The 23966-nt window shown below is 62.3% G+C and carries 19 protein-coding genes; 8 read left to right on the top strand and 11 right to left on the bottom strand.

What is annotated here, in order from left to right:
- The first annotated feature begins 16 nt into the window (after positions 1-16).
- The 4 genes from PSUM_RS09640 to PSUM_RS09625 all read left to right on the top strand — a co-directional run bounded on the left by PSUM_RS09640 (position 17) and on the right by PSUM_RS09625 (position 6160).
- Positions 17-1222 (top strand): acyl-CoA dehydrogenase family protein, encoded by a 1206-nt coding sequence (locus PSUM_RS09640; protein WP_083349422.1) that lies wholly within the window; start codon positions 17-19, stop codon positions 1220-1222.
- Positions 1219-2361 (top strand): acyl-CoA dehydrogenase family protein, encoded by a 1143-nt coding sequence (locus tag PSUM_RS09635; RefSeq protein WP_033043865.1) that lies wholly within the window; start codon positions 1219-1221, stop codon positions 2359-2361. The genes PSUM_RS09640 and PSUM_RS09635 overlap by 4 nt, the downstream gene beginning before the upstream one ends.
- 641 nt (positions 2362-3002) lie before the next feature.
- Positions 3003-4685 (top strand): class I adenylate-forming enzyme family protein, encoded by a 1683-nt coding sequence (locus tag PSUM_RS09630; protein ID WP_083349421.1) that lies wholly within the window; start codon positions 3003-3005, stop codon positions 4683-4685.
- Between the two features lie 92 nt (positions 4686-4777).
- The gene (locus tag PSUM_RS09625; protein ID WP_020801281.1) at positions 4778-6160 is read left to right on the top strand and encodes a DUF1329 domain-containing protein; all 1383 of its coding nucleotides are present in this window, start codon (positions 4778-4780) and stop codon (positions 6158-6160) included.
- A gap of 221 nt (positions 6161-6381) precedes the next feature.
- On the opposite strand, the gene PSUM_RS09620 is transcribed toward PSUM_RS09625, so the two are convergent.
- From PSUM_RS09620 to cysD, 9 genes are all read right to left on the bottom strand, one after another.
- Entirely contained in the window at positions 6382-6837 is a 456-nt protein-coding gene (locus PSUM_RS09620; protein ID WP_020801155.1) for a nuclear transport factor 2 family protein, read from the bottom strand.
- 82 nt (positions 6838-6919) lie between these two features.
- Complete coding sequence (locus PSUM_RS09615) at positions 6920-7711, bottom strand: SDR family oxidoreductase (RefSeq protein ID WP_020801154.1); 792 nt, start codon at positions 7709-7711, stop codon at positions 6920-6922.
- A gap of 40 nt (positions 7712-7751) precedes the next feature.
- Positions 7752-8219: an SRPBCC domain-containing protein gene (locus PSUM_RS09610; RefSeq protein WP_020801153.1), complete on the bottom strand. Its 468-nt coding sequence runs from the start codon at positions 8217-8219 to the stop codon at positions 7752-7754.
- Between the two features lie 20 nt (positions 8220-8239).
- Entirely contained in the window at positions 8240-8695 is a 456-nt protein-coding gene (locus tag PSUM_RS09605) for a nuclear transport factor 2 family protein (RefSeq protein ID WP_083349420.1), read from the bottom strand.
- 22 nt (positions 8696-8717) lie between these two features.
- A complete protein-coding gene (locus PSUM_RS09600) occupies positions 8718-9434 on the bottom strand; it encodes an EthD domain-containing protein (protein WP_083349419.1) in 717 nt (238 codons plus the stop codon).
- 18 nt (positions 9435-9452) lie between these two features.
- Positions 9453-10640, bottom strand: coding sequence for a sulfotransferase family protein (locus tag PSUM_RS09595; RefSeq protein WP_020801150.1), 1188 nt, complete (start codon positions 10638-10640; stop codon positions 9453-9455).
- On the bottom strand, positions 10637-11749 hold the full coding sequence (locus PSUM_RS09590) for a DUF1214 domain-containing protein (RefSeq protein ID WP_020801149.1): 1113 nt from the start codon (positions 11747-11749) through the stop codon (positions 10637-10639). The genes PSUM_RS09595 and PSUM_RS09590 overlap by 4 nt, the downstream gene beginning before the upstream one ends.
- Before the next feature lie 73 nt (positions 11750-11822).
- Positions 11823-13736 (bottom strand): sulfate adenylyltransferase subunit CysN, encoded by a 1914-nt coding sequence (gene cysN, locus PSUM_RS09585; RefSeq protein ID WP_083349418.1) that lies wholly within the window; start codon positions 13734-13736, stop codon positions 11823-11825.
- Entirely contained in the window at positions 13736-14722 is a 987-nt protein-coding gene (gene cysD, locus PSUM_RS32125; RefSeq protein WP_225441952.1) for a sulfate adenylyltransferase subunit CysD, read from the bottom strand. The genes cysN and cysD overlap by 1 nt, the downstream gene beginning before the upstream one ends.
- A gap of 1043 nt (positions 14723-15765) precedes the next feature.
- On the opposite strand from cysD, the gene cysQ reads away from it, so the two are divergent.
- Complete coding sequence (gene cysQ, locus PSUM_RS09575; RefSeq protein WP_020801146.1) at positions 15766-16530, top strand: 3'(2'),5'-bisphosphate nucleotidase CysQ; 765 nt, start codon at positions 15766-15768, stop codon at positions 16528-16530.
- 828 nt (positions 16531-17358) lie between these two features.
- On the opposite strand, the gene PSUM_RS09565 is transcribed toward cysQ, so the two are convergent.
- Together PSUM_RS09565 and PSUM_RS09555 are read right to left on the bottom strand one after the other, a co-directional pair.
- Entirely contained in the window at positions 17359-17793 is a 435-nt protein-coding gene (locus PSUM_RS09565; protein WP_083349416.1) for a nuclear transport factor 2 family protein, read from the bottom strand.
- A 260-nt stretch (positions 17794-18053) separates the two neighbouring features.
- Complete coding sequence (locus PSUM_RS09555; protein ID WP_083349415.1) at positions 18054-19382, bottom strand: spinster family MFS transporter; 1329 nt, start codon at positions 19380-19382, stop codon at positions 18054-18056.
- Between the two features lie 518 nt (positions 19383-19900).
- Between PSUM_RS09555 and PSUM_RS09545 the strand changes: the two genes are divergently transcribed.
- Genes PSUM_RS09545 through PSUM_RS09535 form a run of 3 tightly spaced genes read left to right on the top strand, consistent with a single transcriptional unit; the run spans position 19901 to position 23914 of the window.
- Positions 19901-20986: an alkene reductase gene (locus PSUM_RS09545; protein ID WP_083349413.1), complete on the top strand. Its 1086-nt coding sequence runs from the start codon at positions 19901-19903 to the stop codon at positions 20984-20986.
- On the top strand, positions 20983-22836 hold the full coding sequence (locus tag PSUM_RS09540; RefSeq protein WP_050511667.1) for a long-chain-acyl-CoA synthetase: 1854 nt from the start codon (positions 20983-20985) through the stop codon (positions 22834-22836). Before PSUM_RS09545 ends, PSUM_RS09540 begins: the two co-directional genes overlap by 4 nt.
- Positions 22829-23914: an MBL fold metallo-hydrolase gene (locus tag PSUM_RS09535; protein ID WP_083349412.1), complete on the top strand. Its 1086-nt coding sequence runs from the start codon at positions 22829-22831 to the stop codon at positions 23912-23914. The genes PSUM_RS09540 and PSUM_RS09535 overlap by 8 nt, the downstream gene beginning before the upstream one ends.
- The last annotated feature ends 52 nt before the right edge of the window (positions 23915-23966 follow it).

Raw genomic sequence — 23966 nt, 5'->3', positions numbered from 1 at the left:
GTCCAAGGGGACTTTCATGAGCACGATCGAACAATTTCGGCAGGACACCCGTGCCTGGCTGGAGGCCAACTGCCCGCCGTCCATGCGCACGGGCATGGCGGAAGGCGATGTGGTGTGGGGCAGCCAGAACCCGCAGTTTCCCTGCGAAGACGCACGCCTGTGGTTCGAGCGCATGCGCGACAAACGCTGGTTCTGCCCCGAGTGGCCCGAGGAATATGGCGGCGCCGGCCTGAGCGACGAACAACTGGCGGTGCTGGAAAGCGAGATGCGCCGTATCAAGTGCCGGCCGCCGCAGATCAACCTCGGCATCTGGATGCTCGGGCCGGTATTGCTGGCCTATGGCAGTGAGCAACAGAAACGCGACCTGCTGCCGCCGATTGCCCGTGGCGAAGTGCGCTGGTGCCAGGGCTTCTCCGAGCCTAACGCCGGCTCTGACCTCGCCAGCCTGAAAATGGCCGCCCGCGATGCCGGTGACCACTTCGTGGTGGACGGCAGCAAGATCTGGACCTCCTACGGCGACAAATCCGACTGGATGTATGCCCTGGTGCGCACCGACTTCAACGCGCCGAAACACGAAGGCATCAGCCTGATCGTGCTGGACATGCGCAGCCCCGGGGTCAAGCCGCAACCGATCGATTTGATCAGCGGCAAGTCGGCGTTCTGCCAGGTGTTCTTCGACAGCGTCAAGGTGCCCAAGAGCCAGTTGATCGGACCGCTCAATGGCGGCTGGAACCTGGCCAAGTACCTGTTGCAGCACGAACGCAAGGCGATGTCGAAATTCGGCGAGTTCAGCTTGCCGTCGCACGTCGACCTGCTGGCGCTGATGCGCCAATACGTGCCGGCACCACAGACCCAGGGCGAGCATGCCTTGCAGGCGCGGGCGACGGCCTGCGCGATGAATGAACATGCCTACAACCTGACGGTGCAGCGCATGGGTGAGGAAGCACGGGCCGGCGATGACATCGGCGGCCTGATGTCGATCATGAAGCTTACGCACACTGAACAGGAGCGCGACAAGTTCGAAGTGCTACTCGATGCCATGGCCGGGCACGCCTTCGGCTGGAATAGTCCGGCGTTCAGCGAGCAGCAACTGGCGGTCACCCGTTCCTGGTTGAACAGTTATGCGCTGACCATTTCCGGCGGGTCCTCGGAGGTCCAACTCAACGTCATCGCCAAGCGCGTGCTGGGCTTGCCCGACGCTAAAAAAGGAGTCACCCCATGAGCCTGCGTTACAACGATGACCAGCGTTTGCTGGCCGACAGCGCCCGGGACTTTCTCGCTGCCCGCAGTCCGGTGAGTGCCCAGCGTCGGTTGCGGGATGAGGCGGTGGCCCTGGGTTTCGAGCCGCAGCTGTGGCGTGACGCGGTAGCGTTGGGCTGGAGCGCAATTGCGTTTCCCGAAGAGTTCGGTGGCCTGGATTTCGGTTGCAAGGGCCTTGGGCCGATTTTCGAATCCATGGGCCGCAACCTGTCTGCCACGCCGCTGTTGTCCAGCGTGGTGCTGGGCGGCTCGCTGGTGCAACTGGCGGGTAATGCGGCGCAGAAGGCGCAGTGGTTGCCAGCGCTGATCGGTGGCGATCAGCGCCTGGCCTTGGCCGTGGACGAACACTCGCGCCACGATCCGAGTCGCATTGCCCTTGAGGCCAAGGCCGAAGGGCAGGGCTATCGCTTGCACGGCGACAAGTTCTGGGTGGTCGATGGCCTGGGTGCCGATGCCTACGCGGTGGCGGCACGCACGTCCGGGCAGCCGGGTGAGACGCAAGGCATCAGCCTGTTCCTCGTGCCGGCCGATACGCCGGGCTTGATGGTCAGCGCCTTGCCGCAAATCGATTCGCGCAACCACGCACGCCTGCAACTGGATCGGGTGCAATTGGGCAGTGACGCGCTGCTGGGCAACCTGGGCGAGGGCTGGGCCGTGCTGGAAACAGCACTGGACCGGGGCCGCGCCTGCCTCGCGGCGGAACTGTTGGGGATGGCCGAGCAGCTGTTCGAAACCACCTTGGAGTACCTCAAGACCCGTGTGCAGTTCGACACGCAGATTGGCACCTTCCAGGTCCTGCAACATCGCGCCGCGAAGATGTACATCGACCTGGCGCTGAGCCGCAGCGCCCTGATGGCCGCGCTGGCGACCCTGGATGACACCAGCCTCGACCCTCGGGCCCGCGCTCGACTGGTCAGCCTGGCGAAATGGAAGGCCGGTGACACGGCGATCAAGGTCGCCAACGAAGCGGTACAGATGCACGGCGGCATCGGCGTCACCGACGAGCTGGATGTCGGCCTGTACCTCAAGCGCGTGCGCGTTGCGCAGAGCTGCCTGGGTGACCGGGATTTCCATTGCGAACGCTATTCGACCAACGCGTAAACCCCTGTGGGAGCGAACCTGCTCGCGACGGCGCAGTACCAGGCAATGAGGATGTTGAATGTGCCGGCCCCTTCGCGAGCAGGCTCGCTCCCACAAGGATTGCGGGTGTACCCGACACGTGAATACGACTGCCCCCCCTGTGGGAGCGGGCTTGCCCGCGATGACGAAGTGTCAGGCGATGCAAATGTTGAATGTGCCGGCCCCTTCGCGAGCAAGCCCGCTCCCACAAGGATCGCGGGTGTACACGACACCTGCACACCACACAACACCCCTGTGGGAGCGGGCTTGCCCGCGATGACGGAGTGTCAGGCGATGCAGATGTTGAACGTGCCGGCCCCTTCGCGAGCAGGCTCGCTCCCACAAGGATCGCGGGTGTACCCGACACCTGCATACGACATAACCCCCTGTGGGAGCGAGCCTGCTCGCGAAGGCGGAGTGTCAGGCCATGAAGATGTTGAATGTGCCGGCCCCTTCGCGGACAAGCCCGCTCCCACAAGGATCGCGGGTGTACACGACACCTGCACACCACACAACACCCCTGTGGGAGCGGGCTTGCCCGCGATATCGGAGTGTCAGGCGATGAAGATGTTGAATGCCGAGCCGCGCCCACAGGTCCTTCGCCCGTTCTGGAGAAAACAAAAATGAGCATTGAACGCTGGCAAACCGCGTGGCGCCAACTGATCGCCCCCGGTTCGCCTTTTGAAGTGGTGACGCCCGATGACGGCGCTCCACGCTACTTCCGTCACGCCCCCCACGACCTGCTGCAAGTCATCGACGCCGGTCGAGTCCATGGCGATCGCGAATTTCTGATGTGGCAATCGCAACGCCTGACCTTCAACCAATACTTCGACCAGGTCGACCGCCTGGCCGGGCAGATGGTTGCCAATTTTGGTGTGCAGCCGGGCGATCGGGTAGCGATTGCCATGCGCAACCAGCCGGCATGGCTGGTGGCCTTCGCGGCGATCCAGCGCTGCGGCGCGGTGTGTGTGCCGCTCAACAGTTGGGGCCTGCGCGACGAGTTGCAATACGCGTTGCAGGACAGCGGTTCGCGCCTGCTGCTGTGCGACGAAGCGCGCCTCAATACCCTGCGTGAAGACCTGGCCCGCGAGCAGCGCGCCACGATCGTCGTCGGGGCTGAGGATCCTGCCTTGCCCGAGTACTGCCTGCGTTTCGAGGACTTGATCAGCGCCCCTGCACAACCTGTACCAACGCTGGAAATAGATCCTGGCGCACCAGCGCTGATCCTCTACACCTCTGGCACCACCAGCCGCGCCAAGGGCGTCGTGTCCAGTCACCGGGCAATCTGCCAGGCCCTGTTTGCCCTGGATTTCCAGGGCGCGTTTTGCGCCATGAGTTCGCCCGAGCGTGTCGGTGTGGTGATCAACAGCGGTTATCCACCCACCACGCTGGCGGCTGTTCCGCTGTTCCATGTCAGCGGCTTGCATGCGCAGTTTTTGTCGGCATTGCGCGGCGGTCGACGCTTGATGCTGATGTACAAGTGGGATGTCGAACGCGCGATCGACCTGATTCGCGACGAGCGCTGCACCCAGTTCAACGGTGCCCCGGTGATGATGCAGCAATTGCTCGCCTCGCCGCGCTTTGGCAGTGAGCAGACCGCCAGCCTGTTCGGTCTGGGCCTGGGCGGCGGCGCATCGTCCGCCAACGTGCTCGACGACATGCTCAAGATCAAGCCCGACGTCATCGGCGGAGCCGGCTACGGCCTGACCGAAAGCAACGGCATCGGCGCGGCGATTGGTGGTGATCCGTTTGTCTACAAGCCGGCGACAGCAGGTTGGGCATTGCCGATTGTCGACATCCGCATCGGTGAAAGCCCCGAGCAGCCGCAGCCGACGGGCACTCGCGGGGTGATCTGGTTGCGTTCGCCAACCTTGATGAGCGCCTACTGGAACCTGCCCGAGGCCACTGCGCAAAGCCTGCGCGACGGTTGGCTCGATACCGGCGACATCGGTTACCTCGACGATGAGGGTTTCCTCAGCATTACCGGCCGGGTCAAGGAGTTGATCAACCGCGGTGGCGAAAAGATCTCCGCCGCTGAAGTTGAAACCTGCGTCCTCGATATGCCCGGTGTCCTGGAAGCGGCTGCATTCGCCATCGCCGACCCGCTGCTGGGGGAGACGGTGGGGCTGGCCGTGCATGGCCAGGCATCGACGCTGCCCCAAGCGGCGCAGATCTGCGCATTCATTGCCGAGCGCCTGGCTGCCTACAAAGTGCCGACACAGGTCTATCGGGTACTCGAACCCTTGCCCCGCAATGCCACCGGCAAGGTGCTCAAGGCACAGCTGCAAGAAAAACTGGACGCATAACGCCGCCTTAGTCTTTCCGGACGATGTTGGGGCCGGCAGAACACGAACAATGGGTACACACCACAAAGCCTTATCAGCGAAGGAGGCATTACATGAAAATAACAAGAACAGGTCTCATGCTCGCGGTCGCAGTCACAGCCAATAGCGGGCTGATGGGTTCTGCGCACGCCGAGGTGTCACCTCAGGAAGCCGCCAAACTGGGCAAGGAACTGACCTGTGTCGGCGCCGAGCAAGCCGGCAACGCCGAGGGCACCATTCCGCCGTACACCGGCAAGTACCTGGGTGAAGTGCCAGGCTGGAATCATGTGAAGTACTCCGGCGACCAGCCGGTAGATCCTTATGCCGCGGAAAAGCCGATCCTGGTGATCACTGCGCAGAACATGAGCCAGTACGAGTCGCGCCTGACGGAAGGGCAGAAGACCCTGCTGAAGAAATACCCGACCACCTACAAGATGAATATTTATCCAGGCCACCGGGATTTCCGCTACCCCGATTATGTCTGCCGCCGCGCGATGGACAACGCGTTGCACGCCAAGCTGGTCAACAACGGCGACGGGTTCACCGGGATTGGCCAGGTGCCGTTCCCGATCCCTAAAAGCGGCGTGGAAGTGTTGTGGAACCACCAACTGCCAGCCCGTGCCTACACGGAGGAAAAGACCTCCGACCTGGCGTCGGTCCTGCCCAACGGCAACATTGGCTGGGGGCGTGCCTACGCGCGTAACCTGTCGTTGGCCAACTCACCCACCGTCGATTCCCGCACGGAAGACAAGCTCTCGGCCCTAAGTAACAACATGACCCTGAAACCGGCCCGGGACAACGGTAACCTCAGTATTGCCCATGAACCCTACAACTATGGCACCGATGCGCGTCAGGCCTGGTCCTACAGCCCATCGACCCGACGCGTACGGCAACTGCCGGGTTATGGTTACGATCAACCGATGATCGGCACCAACGGCACCATGACCGTCGACGAGGACCGCTTGTTCAACGGCTCACCGGAGCGCTTCTCCTGGAAGCTGATCGGCAAGCGCGAGATCTACAGCCCGGCCAACGCATTCAAGCCTAATACCGGGACGGTCAAGTACGCCGACATCCTCACACCGAATCATCCCAACCCGGACTTCATGCGTTACGAGTTGCGCCGTGTATGGGTGGTGGAAGCCAACTTGAAGGAAGGCTTCCGTCATGTCTACGGCAAGCGTGTGCTGTTCATCGATGAAGATACCTGGAACGCCGTCATGGCCGACAACTACGATGCCCGTGGGCAGCTGTGGAAGCACGCCATGATCAACTACTACTACCACCCTGACATGAGCGGCTGGCAGGCCGGTTCGCAGTTCTTCATGGACCTGAACTCCGGCCAGTACACCGGCTACGGCATGACCAACGAATCGAAGAAAGGCCCGATCCTCAACGAAGGCAAGTTCACCCCGGACCAGTACACCGCTGATGCGGCGCGAGCCATCGGGCGCTGAGCCCTGGGTCGTTGCAATGACAAAAGCCCTATCGCATTGCGGTAGGGCTTTTTTTTTGCCCGCTGACTGATCGTTCCCACGCTCTGCGTGGGAATGCCGCCAGGGACGCTCCGCGTTCCGCTGTCGACGCCTGACTTGAGCCCTGCGCAACGGTGACGCGGAGCGTCACTGGATGCATTCCCACGCAGAGCGTGGGAACGATCATCAGGGGGAGAGGAGTATCAGTTGATCGGCTGAGAGGTGATCGACCATTGGGGATCCAGCGGGCCGATCATCTCCAGCAGCCGTTTGTAACCGGTACGCAGGATGCGCCACTCGCCTTCCAGCTTGACGTAGCAATCCTCGTAGATCGCGCTGCCGTTGAGCAGGGTCTGCTCATCGAGGTTGATGAACACGTCGTTGAGGTACCACAGGCCAGTGGCCTCATCACCGTTGACCGCAATTTCCGGGGTGTGGCCGTTGTGCATGCCGAAACGGCGGTTGGTAAAGCTGGTGCGGTAGAACTCGATAGCCTCTTCTATCCCGTTGAGTTCGAACTGGTAAGTCGGGCTGTCGAATCGGACCTTCACGTCGGGTGAAAGGATGCTGCGCAGCAGCTCAAGGTTGCAGGTATCGACTCCACGAAAGTAGCGGGCCTTGAGCTGTTTGATCTGCTCGATGGCAACGAGATCCAGCATGTCGGTAATCTCCAGGGGGAGGGCCACACGGGCTTCGCATGGCCGTCGCAAAAGAGGCGACGTTCACGTCGCCTTGAAGGGTTCAGCAGGGCAGGAAGTGGCCGCCGTTGACGTCCAGTTGCGCGCCGGTAATGGCCTTGGCGTAGTCGCTCGCCAGGTACAGCGCAGCCATGGCGCAATCACTGTCTTCAGGAATCTTGCGCAGCGGAATCTGTTGGGCGATCTGCTCGACCAGCGACTCCATCGGCACCCCCAGGCGCTTGGCTTCGCTCTGGAAGTAGCCAATCACCGGCGCGCCCCACATCCAGCCCATGAAGGTGGAATTGACGCGGATGCCGAACGGGCCAAGATCCTGGGCCAGGTACTGCACGGCGGTTTTCAACGCGCCTTTGGAGACGGCATAGCCCGATTCCAGCTGGTTGGGGGTGCGGGTGGCCATGGTGTTTATCATGACGATGCTGCCGCACTTCTGTTTCTTCATCTGTGGGAGCACGGCCTGGGTCATGTGCAGGGTGCCGAACAGGTTGACGTCCATTGCGCTGCGCCAGTCGTCCATGGCCGATGCGGAGGAGGTGCCCCAGGCGCCATGGGCGTAGGCAGAGTTGATCAATACGTCGATCCGGCCGAAGTGCTCGGTCGTCAGGTCGGCGAGCGTCTGGCACTGTTCGGGCTGGGTGATGTCGGTGGGGACTTTCAGGATCGGGGTGCTGTAGCCAGCGTCGCGGACCGCTTGTTCGGCCTGATCGAGCTTGGCCGGCGTACGCGCGGCCAACACCACGGCCTTGGCCTGGTACTCCGCGGCACGCACGGCCAGCTTGATGCCCAGGCCAGGACCGATACCGGAAATGATGACGACTTTGTCTTTGAGCAACATGGCAATTACCTTCTTATTGTTTTGGTCGGGAATAAGGCGATCAGGCGCGACTGGCGTGCAGTTCTTCAGCGCGGCGTTTCAGGTCCAGGGCCATCTGGTCGAAGCCGATTTTTACCCAGGCGCCGTGTTCACGCATGATGGTGTCCTGGTTCAGGCCCAGGAAAATGTCAGTGGTGAAATAGCTGCAGCGGTTGGCATCGATGGCCTTGATGTACTGGTCGCGGCGGGCGGCGTCCATGTTCTCGGGAACGGGGCGCTGCTCCCACGACAACAGCTGCTCGGGGTCGCAGGCCACGAGGTATTCGAAGACCGGGACGGTCTCGCCGGTATCGGGAGTCAGTACCTGCATATGTACTTCGTCGCCGATCTGCAGGCCACAGCGGATGCTCGGACAGAAGCTGTTCCACAGGTGGTAATTGTCCAGGTCAACGAGCACTTCCCAGACCACTCGGGCGGGGGCGTCAATTTCCACTGTGTGGGAGGTCACTATGTTTTCGGCTCTGGCCATGACGGCCTCCTGTCGTGCGTTCAGTTGATGGGGCGGGAAGTGATCTGCAGGTGTTCGCTCAAGGGCTGGATCGTCTCGAGCAGGGTTTCGTAACCCGTCTGGGCGATCATCCAGCGCTCGCCGCGCTTGATGTAGCGATCCTGGTAGATCGCGCTGCCATGCATGTGGGTGTTGTCCTCGAGGTTGATGAACACGTAGCTCAGGTACCAGAGCGCTGTGGCCTGATCGCCGCTGACTTCGATTTCCGGGGTGTGACCGTTGTGGGTAGCCAGGCGGGTCTTGGTGAACGAGGTGCGGTAGAAGTCCAGTGCATCGCCCAGGCCGTTGACGTGGAACTCGTAGGCCGGGCTCTTGAACGACAGGGTGATGTCTTCGGTGAGCATGTCCTGCAGCATCGAGAGGTTGCACGTGTCGATGGCGCGGAAATAGCGCGCCTTGAGCTGCTTGATCAGCTCGATTGCTTCTAGATCCAACATGGAAAGCCTCCTTGTGGGCAACTCACTCGCTGAGTTGGTACTCACTAGTCTGGATGCAGTCAATTTTCTCGAAGTCGATGAACTGGCTGGTCGATTCGTACATGGCCTGCTGGCGCTTTGCGCAGGTGTCCGGATCGCCAAGGGCTGCGAAGAACCCCTGCTGATTGCCAATGGCTTCGGGCGGGAAGTTTTCTTCGACGATGGCGTGCAGCACCGGCGCGCCGAAGGACAGCGAGCGCACCACGGTGTTCTGTCGGTAGCCGAAAATCGATTGCAGGGGATAGGCCTTGGGCCCGTGTCCGTTGCGCCAGGTGTCGTGCCATTGCTCGTAGCTCAACCGGTGGGGCTTGTGTAGCAGGGCTACCTGATTCATGCCGGGTGTGCGCTCGCCAAGTGGCACCCGGTACTGAGCGGCGCGAGCCTGGCGTTCTTCGGGGTAGGGCTCGGATTCCACCACCAGATAAGCCTCCTGGCGGCGGGTCTGCGGCGCCACGATTGCCTGGATGGCGGGCCATTGCGAGGCGCTGTCCAGCCACAACGAAAGCAGCCCGTCCAGCGGCGCGGCGCTGTTGGTGATGCGCTGTGCGTGGGCAGCGGCCACCGCCTCATCGACCACCATGACACGGATATTTTTGGCGCCGGCACGAGCCAGTTCGTCGTGTAGGCCAAGCAAATCCGCACGCCATTGCCCGGCGCTCGGTTGTGTCGGCTTCCACAAGGTCAACATGATTTTTTCCATGGTTACTCCAGCCCTTGTTCAGTGATTGACGCTCAGGTGGCGGGCGCGATATTCGCGGTAGTCCTCGGTCATTTGCGCCTCGTTAAGACCGAAGCGCTCCAGGCTGTAGTCATGGCTGGCGCGTTTTTCCCGGCTGTTTTGCGACAGCCAGGCCTGCGCGTCGGCGCGGGCTTTATCGGTAAACGCCAGGTCGGCAAAGGCGTAGACCTTCTCCAGCACTTGCAATGGCTGGGTCACGGTGTCGGCGAAGTTGATGTCGAGAAAGCGCTCGGCAGCGTGTTGATCGCGTACCTGCATGGTGTGCCGGATGCCGCGCGCCATGCGAGTGTTCCACTGCTCGCCGGCGGCTTTCGGGTCCGGGGTGTCGCTGTACATCTGCCACAGGGTGTGGGCCATGCTGGCCATCGACGGGATGGTCTGGGCCGGTTCGCGGTGGGTCAGAATCACCTGGGCCTTGGGGAAGACATCCAGCAGCAAATGCAAGGTGTGCAGGTGCTGGGGCGCTTTGAGCAGCCAACGCTGGCCCATCGGTTCACCCCGTTGTTGTTTCTGCCACTGCAGGAACTGCAGCATTTTTTTCAGTTGGGTGTAGACCGGGCGCTGGTCCTGGCGGTCCAGCCAGTGGGTGTAGCTGGGCACATTGACGTAGGCGTCCATGGCGCACATGAACGAGTGTTCCATGAGCATGAACTCTTCGTCGCAGAGCATGGCGTCCAGAGGGTGGATCGCCAGGATCTGCGGAATGACTTCGGCCATCAGGTCGACCTCGGCCTTGGCCTGGGCAATGCGCTTGGCCGGCACTGCCAGGGTTTCGTCGGCCAGCGGTGCCGGAAAACGCGTCTCCCACCAGGCGGCCGAGTAGAAGCGCGGGTCGACCGCCAGGGTGCGCTGAAGCATGGTGGTGCCAGTGCGCGGCAGACCCACGATGACCAGCGGATCGTCGATCGCTATCTCGATAATTTCCGGGTAACGGCGCAGGTAGTCCTCCATCACCAGGCGGTTGACCAGTTGCCCCACCAGCCGTTCTTCCAGCAAATACAGGCCGGACGGTGACAGCCGGGCTTCGGCGGCCAGCGCAACCAGCAGCGCCTGCAACGACTCGCGATAGTTGTCATCGCCAAAATCGCTCAGGCCATTGGCGCGCGCGATGGCGCTGGCCAACAGGTTTTCCACGGTCAGGTCTTCAATGCGAGTGAGCGCGTTCATACGACCTCCGCCACGGCAGACACGTTGATTACGCGAGTGGTGGGGTGGCATTGCTCCTGGGCGCCGACCCAGCGCAGGCACAGGGTGCCTTGGCGTACGCCGGCGGTTTGCAGCCAGTTGCTTACCCCAGGGTCGAGCTCGCTGAGTACCAGGGTCACGCCGCCGTTTTCGTCGTAGCGGGCCTGGTGCTTGTTGAAGCAGATCTGGTGGTAGCGGTAGTCCAGCGATTCCATCCAGTAGTTGTTGATCTGCAAGTTCCAGAAGTCGCAGTCCGGCACCTTGTCGATGTGAATCACCAGCGCCTCTTTCTCGGCCAGCGCCCAGTGCGAGTGGTAATAGAAGATGTTCGGGTCACCGCCCACGGACTGGCAGAGCGCCTGGTTGGCGGGAGGCAGTTGATTGCTGTGCGGCAGGTAGCTTTGGCTCCAGTCGGCGAACAGCCTCGCGGTGTTTTCCACGAAGCTCGATACCCGCGCCAGGCCCTGTTGGAATGTCGCCGGATCAAGGGCCTGCGGCTTGCTCTCGGTGCCGATGCGCTCAATGCTCAGCTTGGCCGGCACTTCGCTGCGACGGTCAAGAAACGTCTGGCGCACGATCAGGGCATTGGTGGCGTCTTCCATCTTCAGCCAGTTGCCCGGTTGCGGCTCGGTGCTGAGGATGATCTCGAAATTGCCCTGGGCATCGACCTGCAGCTGGCTGGCGTCGATGAAGCCGGTCTGGATCAAGGTGCCGTCGGTTTCGTAACCGCCTTTCTGGGTGCCAAAGCTCAGGTAGGCGACGCTGCCGCGCTGGCCTTTGATGCGGTATTGCAGCGTGCCGTCCAGGCGCGAGTACTCGTAGAGGTTGTCCGGGTTGTCGGCACCAATCTTCGCGGTCTCGTGGGAAGTCTTGAAAAAGCTGGGAAAGGCCGGGTCGGCAAACTCGATGTGCATCTCCAGGCCGATGCGCAGCAGGCGTGTGAGGTAGCGGAAACCTTCGGCGCGGGTGGCCGCATCGGCCGGTGCTTCGGGGCGCAGGATCTGCTCGCCGCAGCGCTTGAGGTGATCGCAGAACGTGGCCCAGGTCTGGCCACTCAACAACTGTTGTTCGTCAATAGAGCTGATTGTCATTGTTAGACTCTCTTGATGGGACGAGCACCGCCGCAGGGTGCTCGCTGGATGCCCGGCGAACCGGGCGCCGGGGCTAGAGTTCCTTGCCGATGAAGCCGCGCTCGATCAGCACCTCGATGATCCGATCCACTGCACCCTCGGGCGTCAGCTTGCTGGTCTGGATATGAATATCCGGCTTGCTCGGCACCTCATAAGGCGAGTCGATGCCCGTGAAGTTTTTCAGCTCGCCGCGGCGGACTTTCTTGTACAGGCCCTTGGGGTCGCGCTCTTCGGCCACGGCCAGCGGCGTATCGACGAAGATCTCGATGAACTCGCCTTCCTGCAGCAGCCCACGCGCCATCTCGCGCTCGGAACGGAAGGGCGAGATGAAGGCGGTCAACACGATCAACCCGGCATCCACGAATAACTTGGACACCTCGGCTACCCGGCGGATGTTTTCCACGCGGTCGGCGTCAGTGAAGCCCAGGTCGCGGTTCAAGCCGTGACGCACGTTGTCGCCGTCGAGCAGGTAGGTATGGCGGCCGCGAGCGTACAGGCGGGTTTCCAGCAGGTTGGCAATGGCCGATTTGCCGGCCCCCGACAAACCGGTGAACCACAGCAGCACCGGCTGCTGGCCCATCTGTTCGGCGCGAGCCTTCTTGTTCACATCCACGTGTTGCATATGGATGTTCTGCGAGCGGCGCAGGGAGAACTCGATCAGGCCGGCGCCGACGGTGGCGTTGGTCAGGCGGTCGATGAGGATGAAGCTGCCGGTTTCCCGGTTGTTCTTATAGGCATCGAAAGCGATCGGCTGGCTGGTAAACAGGTTGCACACGCCGATCTCGTTCAACGCCAGTTCCTTGGCCGCCAAGTGCTCCATGGTATTGACGTTGATCTTGTACTTGGGCACCGCCAAGGTGACCGACAGCGTCCTGCCGCCGATCTTCATCAAGTACGGGCGGCCGGCGAGCATGGCCTGTTCGTGCATCCAGATCAGGCTGACCTGGAATTGGTCGGCGACGCTGGCCGGGTCTTCGGCGGTGGACAGTACATCGCCGCGGCTGCAATCGACTTCATCGGTCAGGGTGAGGGTGATGGACTGCCCAGCCACGGCTTGTTGCAGGTCGCCATCGAGGGTAACGATGCGCGAGATCCGGCTCTCTTGCCCGGCTGGCAACACACGGACGCGGTCACCGGGATGGATCACGCCGCTGGCGATGGTCCCGGTGAAACCACGGAAATCCAGGTTGGGGCGATTGACCCATTGCACCGGCATGCGGAACGCCAGTTTCTGCTGGTGCGCCTCGTCGACCTCAACGGTTTCCAGATAGCCCATCAGCGTGGTACCGCGGTACCACGGCATGTGCTCGCTCTGCTCGGTGATGTTTTCGCCGCGCAGTGCGGACATCGGGATCGCGGTGAAATCCTGCAGGTTGATCTGTTTGGCGAAGGCGCGATAGTCATCGACGATGGCGTTGAAGACTTTCTCCGAGTAGTCCATCAGGTCCATCTTGTTGACCGCCAATACCACCTTGCGAATGCCGAGCAGCGAGGCCAGGTAGCTGTGACGCCTGGATTGGGTCAGTACGCCGCGTCGGGCATCGATCATCACCACGGCCACGTCCGCGGTGGAAGCGCCAGTCACCATGTTGCGGGTGTACTGCTCATGGCCCGGGGTGTCGGCAACGATGAACTTGCGCCGGTCGGTGGAGAAAAAACGGTAGGCCACGTCGATGGTGATGCCTTGTTCGCGCTCGGCGGCCAGGCCATCCACCAACAGGGCGAAGTCCAGTTCGCCACCCTGGGTGCCGTCTTTTTTCGAGTCGGCCTCCAGCGCTTCCATCTGGTCTTCGAAGAGCATTTTCGAATCGTAGAGCAGGCGTCCGATCAGGGTGCTCTTGCCATCGTCGACGCTGCCGCAGGTGATGAACCGCAGCAGGCTCTTGTGCTCGTGGGCCTTGAGGTATTGGCCGATATCCTCGGCAATCAGGTCAGATACGTGTGCCATTAGAAATACCCCTCTTGTTTTTTCTTCTCCATCGATGCGGACGAGTCGTGGTCGATCATTCGCCCCTGACGCTCGGACGTGCGGGTCAGCAGCATTTCCTGAATGATCTTGGGCAGGGTGTCGGCCTCGGATTCGACGGCACCGGTGAGCGGGTAGCAACCCAGGGTGCGGAAGCGCACGTTGCGCATCATCGGCACTTCACCCGGGTTGAGCGGCATGCGTTCGTCATCGACCATGATCAGCATGCCGTCACGCTCGACCACCGGGCGCGGCGCGGCGAAGTACAGCGGTACGATCGGGATGTTTTCCAGGTAGATGTATTGCCAGATGTCCAGCTCGGTCCAGTTGGAAAGGGGGAAGACGCGAATCGACTCGCCTTTGTGCTTGCGCGTGTTGTACAGGTGCCAGAGTTCCGGGCGCTGCTTCTTCGGGTCCCAGCGGTGCTGGTCGGAGCGGAAGGAAAAAATCCGTTCCTTGGCCCGGGATTTTTCCTCGTCGCGTCGCGCACCGCCGAAGGCCGCGTCGAAACCGTAGTGATCCAGAGCCTGTTTCAGGCCTTCGGTCTTCATGATGTCGGTGTGGATCTGCGACCCGTGCTTGAACGGGCTGATGCCCATTTCAATGCCTTCGGGGTTGGTGTGGGTCAGCAGGTCCACGTTCAGCTTGGCCACCATCTGATCGCGGAAGCGATACATCTCCTGGAACTTCCAGGTGGTGTCGACATGCAGCAAAGGGAAGGGCGGCTTGGCCGGGTAGAAGGCCTTCATGGCCAGGTGCAGCATGACCGCGCTGTCCTTGCCGATGGAGTAGAGCATGACCGGGTTGTCGGCTTCGGCGACAACCTCGCGCATTGCCTGGATGCTCTCGGCCTCCAGTCGTTGCAGGTGGGTAAGCGTCATAGATTTTCCTCTCGCTTTTTGTTGTTGTCGTTTATCAACGTACAACTGCTGCGATTCGGACTTATGCGCGACTTGATGTTTTAACATCAGGCGCAACATCTGCAGCATGGGGTCGCGGGGAAGAGGGGGAGCGATGGTCGCTGGCACATCGTCATGGCTGACGCGCGCGGCTTGCTGACTGATCTGGGTCGCCAGTTCGCGGGCACCGCTGAGCATTGCGCTGGCTTGCGGCAGATGGAACAGATGCAGGCGTTCAGCGCGTTCGCCAGCCCAGGTGATAAAGGTCGCGGCGCGTTGCCAGTGCATGCCCGAGAGCAGCGCGAAGACTTTGCGTTCGGCCGAGCGACACAGGCGGTCGAAGAACTCTTCCAGGTGGGGGGCGCGCAACCCGTCTTCGTAAGGCAGCCAGAGCACCTTGCCGCGATTGCTGACCGCGCGCAGCACCCCGTAACTGAGCTTGCCCTGGTCGTTGCGCGCACCGTAGTCATCGATCCAGTGGATCTCGCCGTTCTGCGTACGCGCCTGTTCGAGAATGTCCCGGTAGGTGCTGCGGTACCAGCGCTGCACCGCCAGCGAAGCATTGGCGACACGCTTGGCCGGGCGCTCGGCATTGAGCTGCCAGCGTTGCAGATAATGGGCGGCGGTGCGTTCTGGCAGGTCGATATCGTGCAGACGCTTGACCAATGCCTGCATCGCTTCCAGTTGCCAGAGCAGGAACGGCAGCTGGTGCCGTTCCGGCAGCGTGCTGACCAGCAATTGGTAGATGCTGCGTTCTTGCTCGGCGCTGAGGCTGCGGCCCTCACCTTGCTTGCGCCCACGTTCGCGCACAGGCACGGCGCTCCAGCCACCGGCTTGCCACGCCTTGTAGGCAGAGATGATGGTCGGCGATGAGAGCCCGGTGTCCTGGCTGATGGTCTTGAGCGTGCTGCCGCCGATGCGCAACTGCACGGCACGCAGGCGCAGCTGGTTGATCTGCGCAACGGATAACTGATTGCCGTGGGACACGGGAACTCCTGTTAAACATCCATTTGCTGAGTGGCGGGGCTGTAGATGTCTGTACTGTTCCCGGATCCGCAAAACGGCGCATAGGCCGAACGGACCATACGAAGAACAAAAACAGGAGAATTCCCATGAACGACTCAATGACTGTTCTGCTTGAAGACGTCATCGGTATTGTTCGCGCAGCGGGCGAGCTGGTGATGGAGGTGTATCGCTCGGATTTCGAGGTGCGCGGGAAAGTCGATACCTCGCCGGTGACCGAGGCTGACGAGCGCGCCGAGGCGCTGATTCTGCAGGCCTTGGCTGCACGCACGCCGCAGATCCCGGTGATTTCCGAAGAGGCCGCCGCTGCCGGCCATGTGCCCGAGGTGGGCCAGCGGTTCTGGCTGGTGGACCCGCTGGACGGCACCAAGGAGTTCATCAATCGCAATGGCGAGTTCACCGTCAATATCGCCCTGATCGATAACGGTGAACCGGTGCTCGGGGTAGTCCTGGCGCCCGCGCTGGACCGACTGTTTGCCGGTGCCCGTGGTTACGGCGCCTTTATCGAACAGACGGGAGAGCGCCAGGCAATTCACTGCCGAACGGTGTCGCAGGAGGGGCTGGACGTGGTCGCCAGCCGCTCCCATGGCGATGCCGAGGCGCTGGATAAATTCCTCGACGGGCGTCAGGTGCGTTCACTGAAAAGTGCCGGTTCATCGCTGAAGATTTGCCTGGTGGCTGCTGGCGAAGCAGACCTTTATCCGCGCCTGGGGCGCACCATGGAGTGGGACATTGCCGCGGGGCATGCGGTGCTTGTCGCGGCCGGTGGGCAGATTCGCACCCTTGCCGGCGATGCGCTGCGTTATGGCAAGCCCGGCCTGGACAACCCGCATTTCTACGCTCAGGGTCTATAGACCTCAGACGCTTGCGTGCGCTGGTTGCATATTTGGATTGGGTGTATATCCGTTGCTGCGGTAACGGCGACTTATGGTTTCGCTCTTACAGCGAGTCTTGGAAAAACGGAACGCCGCCCGGCCCTAAGTAACCAAGGGCTCTTGCCCCTGGCGTTCGGCCCCTCGCTGGGGCTCGGGGTACCTTCGCTCCGGTCCTGCTCCGTGGGTCGCCGCGATGGGGCAAGAAAATCAAAAGCCAAATCAAAAGCGCAAGCAAAAGCGAGGCGGCCTGACAGCCGACCTGATTTCGCGGATGTACTCGTTGTGATCGTTCCCACGCTCCGCGTGGGAATGCCGCCAGGGACGCTCCGCGTTCCGCTGACGACGCAAGGCTGGGGTCCTGCGCAATGGTGACGCGGAGCGTCACGGGATGCATTCCCACGCGGAGCGTGGGAACGATCACATATGTTCGCTTGAAATCAGGTCGGCTGTCAGGCCGCCTCGCTTTGGCTTTAGATCTGGGCGCCCCGTTAAACCACGATGGCCGAACGCAGGCATTGCGCAGTGGGGAAACCGGCAGGACGCCGGTTTAGCCGCGCTGGGCCAGGGACGGCCCATCGCGGCGACCCACGGAGCAATGCCGGAGTGAGGGCATGCCGAGCCCTAGCGAGGTACCGAGTGGTGGGGCAAAAGCGTTTGGTTACTTTGCGCTTTTCAAAGTGACCCGCTGTAAAAGCGGAACCAAAAGTGGCCGTTACCGCAGCAACGGATATGTACTCAGACAACAATCTCCCACAGAGGATCGCGGACACGCCAGTAACCAGGCCGGCTGTCAGGCCGCCTTCGTGCCTACATCAACAAATGCCCGCGCAAGTCCCCCATCATGTCCAGGTGTGAATAATCACGAAAGCTGAACCGCCAGACCCCGTCGACACGTTCGAATTCATCCAGGTAACGCCCGGCGGCGATGGGTTGCAGGGTTAGCGTGTCGGTAGCCTGCAGCACGGTGTAGCAGGCGCGAACCGTGGCGGTTCCGGAGGCTTCATCGATGTCGACGATGGGGTTGCTGATGACGTGTCGGGTGCGCGGAGTGCCGCAGGGGTAGAGCTTGATGCGTTGCTGCCAGATCCCCAGCAGGGCGGTGTGATCAATGCACTTGTCCTGGCTGCTTACCTTGATACGGGCGTGACGAAACAGCTCGGCGGCCTCGACCAGCTGGCCGCTGTCCAGGTGCTCGGCGTAACGGTAGAGCAGGTTGCAGATCTGTACGGCGCTGGTACTCATGGTGATCCTCATGAGAAAACGTTTTTCACGCGATCCCGGTAAAACAGATAACGCGATACTTGTAGGAGCAAGCCTGCTCGCGATGGAGGTCAACGATGACGCGGGGAGCCTGACGCCCCGCGGTGCTATCAGGTTTTTCGCGAGCAGGCTCGCTCCTACAGGTAATGCTTCATACATTTTTCCCGGGAATGCATGACGAACCCTTAAAAAAGCCGCTGGAACCTGGCGAGGTTGCAGCGGCGCGATGGTGCGGGAAAGGGTCAGGCCGTCACGGCACGGACCGGTGCAAGGTGCGCAGCCGAGCTCTTCATCTGTTGGCGATAACGGGGCAGTGCAAAGGCCAGGAATACGCTGGCCAGCATCAGCATGGACACCGACGAAGCCAGGGCATAACGCAGGGATTCACTGCCCAGGGTCGGCACGAAGAAATCGCTGAGCATGCCGACGAACAGCGGCCCGATACCGACGCCCAGCAGGGTCATCGACATGACGAAAATGGCCGTGGCCTGGGCCAGTCGCGTGGCCGGGAACAGGTGGGTGATCGCGCTCAGGCACGGTGTTGCCCACCACACACCGAAAAAGGCGAATGCGCTGTAAAACAGGAACGCCTGGGGTACTGCGATGTTGCCGATATGGAATGCCGTGCCTTGGGGCCAGAGGAAGTACGCCAGGGCGAAGGGAATGCTGATCAGCGTACCCAACAACGGCACGCCGATTTGCCAGCCGACATCGCGACGCGCCATGCGGTCGGTAACCATGCCGCACAGCAGGGTGCCGAAGGTCGCACCGGTACCGCCCACTACACCGACCAGGAATCCGGCTTCCTGCAGGTTGAGACCGTGGGAGCGTATCAGGAAACTCGGGCTCCAGGTGCCAATCGCGTAACCGGCAATCGCCGCCGCGCCGCCGGTGAGTACCAGGCACAGGAACGAGGGCATGCGAAACAGCTCGACCAGGGTCTTGAGCCAGCCATCCTGTTGCATCGCGAGATGGGCCTGCGGCACTACGCGCTTGGGCGTGCGCACGGTCAGCAGCAAAAGCAGGCCCAGGAAGATCCCGGGTGCGCCGATCAGCAAGAAGGCGTAGCGCCAACCGTGGTGCTGGGCAATCCAGCCACCCAGGCCCAAGCCGACGATCGCCCCCAGGCTGGAACCGAGCATCAGCACCGACAGGGCAGTGGATCGGCGGTTCGCCGGGTACAAGTCCGAGACCATCGCCACCGAAGGCGCAGTGCCACCGGCCTCACCGACCGCCACGCCGATCCGCGCCAACACCAGGGTCAGGAAGTTGCCGGCCATGCCGCACAGCATGGTCATCAGGCTCCAGGCGATACAGCTGAAGGCGATCACCGGCTTGCGTCCGATGCGGTCTGAGAGGCGCCCCAGCGGGAAGCCGAACACGGTGTAGAACACCGCGAAGGTCACGCCCGAAAGCAGGCCGATGCCGGTATCGGAGATGCCGAATTCGAGCTTCACCGGCTCAATCAGGATCGCCATCAACTGGCGGTCGATGTAGTTGAACACGTAGATGCTGGCGAGCACGAACAACGCATAGTGCGTTCGCCATGTCACGGGGGTGGATTGGTTCACTGCGGGTGCTCCCGGTTTTGTTCTAGTTGTCGCGATGCTGGGCTTGTCCCGGTTTTTTCTCATCGTCCGTTCAGACCATCTTTTTCGCCCCGGAACGGTTCACTCGTAGGAGCCAGGCTTGCCGGCGAAGAACGATGACGCGGTATGAAAGGGACACCGCGGTGTTCCGATCGTCTGTAGGAGCGAGCGGGGGGCGATCCGACTTGCCCGCGAACCAGGCGCCTCGGTACATCTGCCAAACCGCGTCATCGTTCTTCGCGGGCAAGCCTCGCTCCCACAGGCGGTGTGTCAGATACACCGCAGCGTCCCTTTCGCCGGCAAGCCTGGCTCCTACGGAACCGTACAGACGATGCGGTATCGGGTTCGTCCTGTCGATAGCGAACCTAGTCTTGTCGGACGATGTTTCGCCCGCGCTCACGATCAATCATTCAGCCCATATCCGCTGGTGTGCCAGCGCTTGCCCACACTGTGGCAAGCCCTCAGGCCGCCAGAAAACAATAAGAAGCTGAGGAATTGCAATGAGCGTCTTGTTCGAGCCGGTCGCCCTGGGCGAACTGCAACTGGCCAACCGCATTGTCATGGCCCCCATGACTCGCAGTCGCGCCCTTGCCGATGCGGTGCCCGGCAGCGCCATGGTCGAGTACTACCGCCAGCGTGCCAGTGCCGGGTTGATCGTGGCGGAAGGCACCGCGCCGTCCGCCAGCGGCCTGGGCTATTGCCGCACCCCAGCCATCTACACCGGCGAACAGATCGCCGGCTGGCAGCAGGTCACCGAGGCGGTGCATGCCGAGGGTGGGCGCATCGTCCTGCAACTGATGCACGTCGGCCGCGCCGCCAGTCGGCACAACAAGCCGACATGGGCCGCCACGGTGGCACCTTCGGCGCTGCGTGCGCGCACCCAGGTGTTCAGCGATGCCGCGGGCCTGGTGGACACCGACGAGCCACAGGCGCTGACCTTGCAAGGCATTGGCGATGTGATCGAAGACTATCGCCAGGCCGCGTTGAATGCGCGTCAGGCCGGTTTCGACGGTGTCGAGCTGCACTGCACCAGCGGTTATCTGCCGATGCAATTCATGGCCTCCGGCAGCAACCAGCGCAGTGATGCCTACGGCGGTGACGCGAAGGGGCGGGTGCGTTTTGCCAAGGAAGTGATCGAAGCCATGGCGACTGCGATCGGCGCCGGCCGCGTTGGCTTTCGCCTGTGCCCCGGCAACCCCTACAACGACATCGACGACCGCGATCCGGCCGAGACGGCGGCCGCCTTGTGTGAAGCCGTGGCGCCGTTGGGCCTGGCGTACCTGCACATCATGCGCTCGCCCCTGGCTGACCTCGATGCCTTCGCCCTGGCGCGCCGGCACAGCCCCCATGCATTGATTCTCAACGATGGTTTCGACGGCCCTTCGGCCAGCGCCGCACTCGCGTCGGGCGAGGGGGCTGCCGTGTCGTTCGGTCGTCACTTTATTGCCAACCCCGATCTGGTGGAGCGCTTGAAGCGGGGCCTGCCGCTCAGTGGTTTCGACCGCAAGACCCTCTACACGCCAGGCCCGGCCGGCTACTCGGATTACTCCGCCTATCAAGCGATCGCCCAGGAGGTGGCGCAATGAACCTGAACGACCTGACCGGCGTCCTGCCGACCCACCCCGTTCCACGGGAGCAAACCCAGGCGCTGCTCGACCAGCGTTCGGCCGCCGCCGGGCTGATCAAGCCGAGCGATCGTTACACCCTGGCCGACCGACTGGAACACCAGGCGCGTGAACAGGGCGATCGCCCGTTCCTGATCTACAACGAGCAGACCTTGAGCTACTTGGAGGTCGATGCGCGGGCCAATCAAATGGCCCACACGTTTTATGCCAATGGCCTGCGTGCCGGCGATGTCTGCGCCCTGGCCATGGAAAACCGCCCCTCGTTCTTCTGCACCTGGTTTGGCCTGGTCAAGCTCGGGGTGGTGGTGGCCTTCATCAACACTCAGGTCAACGGCCGTCCGCTGCTGCATGCGTTGCAAACCACCGACGCCAAGGCGCTGGTGATCGGTGAAGAATGCCTGGCCAATATCCAGGCCACCGAAGGTTTTCCGGACCTCCCGTGCTGGCTGATACGCGACGCGGAAAATTCCTGGAGTGGCCCGCTGCCCAAGGGCGTCGACGGGCATTTCGATGCGCGCCTGGAGAAAGCCCCGCGCACGCCGTTTCCCCGCGATATCCGCGCGCACATCGAAGCGCAGGCCGCGACCCTGCTGATCTTCACCTCGGGTACCACCGGCTTGCCCAAGGCGGCGCGCTACAGCCATATGCGCTGGATGTCCTCGGGCGATGTGATGGAAGTCACCCTGCAAGCTACCCGCGAGGATGTGTTCTATTGCTGCCTGCCGTTGTACCACGGCGCCGCGGCCACGTCGGTGACCTCTACCGCGTTGCGGGCCGGTGCGGCCATCGTAGTGCGCCGCAAGTTCAGCGTGCGCGAGTTCTGGAACGACGTCGCGCGTCATCAGATCAGTATCTTCCAGTACATCGGCGAGATCTGCCGCTACTTGCTAAACCAACCCGTGCGAGCGGGCGAGCGCGAGCACAGCCTGCGCTGCATGCTCGGTGCCGGTTTGTCACCCGACTCCTGGCAACGCTGGCTGGAGCGCTTCGGCCCGATCCAGGTGTTCGAGGGTTGGGGCGCCACCGAGGCCAATGCCGCGGTGATCAACGTCGACAACTATTTCGGTTCTTGCGGGCGCGTGCCGGACTGGAACAAGACCAACGTGCGGCTGGTGCGCTACGACATCGAAAACGACTGCCACCCACGGGACGAAAACGGTTTCTACCAGCTCTGCGAAGTGGGCGAGGTTGGCGAGGCCATGGGCTTTATCGTCGATCACCCTGAGATCGGTGGTGGGCGTTTCGAGGGTTACACCTCTGCGGAGGCGACCGAGAGCAAAATCCGCCGCAATGTGTTTCGCGAGGGCGATGCCTACTGGAGTTCTGGCGATTTGCTGCGCGAGGATGCCAACGGTTACTGCTATTTCGTCGATCGTATCGGCGATACCTATCGCTGGAAAAGTGAGAACGTTTCGACCCTCGAAGTGGCGGACGCCCTGGGCGACCTGGCGGGCCTGGAACTGATCAATATCTATGGCGTCCAGGTGCCGGGCCATGAAGGCCGCGCCGGGATGGCCGCGGTGCTGATGCAGGCCGGCCAGGCATTCGATCCCGACGCCCTGTACGCCCTGACCGAAGCGCGCCTGCCGCGTTATGCGGCCCCGGTGTTCATCCGGGTCACCCAGTCGGCAGACCTGACGGCCAGCTTCAAGCTGCGCAAGGTCGATCTGCAACGCCAGGGCTATTGCCCGAGCCTGTGCAGCGATCCGCTGTTCATTCGCGACGACCAGGCGCGCACCTATGTGCCCTACTCGGTAGAGGCCCTGACGCGCGCCGGCCTCACGCCCTTTTCGGTGGCCAACCATGGCTGACCTCGACGACAACGGTCACGAACTGCGCGGCGGCCTGCGTTATCCCTGGCCGCAGGCGCCCGATCGCGGGCAGGTGCGCGAAGTGGCGCCGGGCGTTTGGTGGCTGCGCATGCCGCTGCCGTTTCGCCTGGACCACATCAACCTCTATCTGCTGCGTCACACCGATGGCTGGGTGGCGGTAGACACCGGCATGAACACCGACCAGACCCGAGAAGTCTGGGAACGGGTGTTCAGTGAAGTGTGCGACGGGCTGCCATTGCTGGCGGTGGTCTGCACGCACTTTCACTCTGACCATGCCGGCGTGGCCGCGTGGCTCTCGGAGCGCTTTCACTGCCCGGTGTACATGACCGTCAGCGAGTTCCAGTCGTTGCACGTCAAGTTTCCCGCCGATCAGCCACCGGGCTGGGACTTTCTCGACTTCTACCGCAAGGCCGGCGTCGGCGATGAACAGAGTGCCGAGATGTTCGCGGTGATGAGCAATGCCCATTTCCTGCCGGCGCCACTGAACCATTTCCGCCGTTTGCAGGAAGGCAGTTGCCTGCACATCGGTGGCCGCACCTGGCAGGTGGTCATCGGTCGCGGACACTCACCGGAACATGCCTGCCTGTATGCCGCTGATGACGGCCTGCTGATTTCCGGCGACCAGGTGTTGCCGCGCATCACCTCCACCGTCGGCGTGCATGCCACCGAGCCGTTGGCCAACCCGCTGCACGACTGGCTCGATTCCATCGAGCGGTTGCGCAGCTTGCCCGACAGCGTGTTGGTGCTGCCGGCGCACGAACGGCCGTTCTTCAATCTGCATCAGCGCCTGGATCAGTTGGAGGCCCATCACCGCGGGCATCTGGCGCTGCTGCTGGCCAACTGTGACGAGCCGCGCACCGTGCTCGAACTGATGGCTGTGCTGTTCCCCAGGCTGTCGGGTCGTTTCGACGAACTGATGGCGCTTGGCGAAACGTTGGCCCATGCCAACTACCTGGTGGCCGAAGGGTCGCTGGTGCGGGAAGAGGACCGGGGGCGGTATCGCTACCGGAGTGCTGTAAGGGGAGCGTGCGCTGTTACTCCGCCCAAGGTGTTTTGAGCGCAAGGCACGGCAGCAGTGTTGAACATTCCAGGCAGCCATTGAGTTGCCC

The organism is Pseudomonas umsongensis (assembly GCF_002236105.1).
GTDB classification, from domain to species: Bacteria; Pseudomonadota; Gammaproteobacteria; order Pseudomonadales; family Pseudomonadaceae; genus Aquipseudomonas; species Aquipseudomonas umsongensis.
This window is presented reverse-complemented; position numbering and strand designations above follow the sequence as displayed.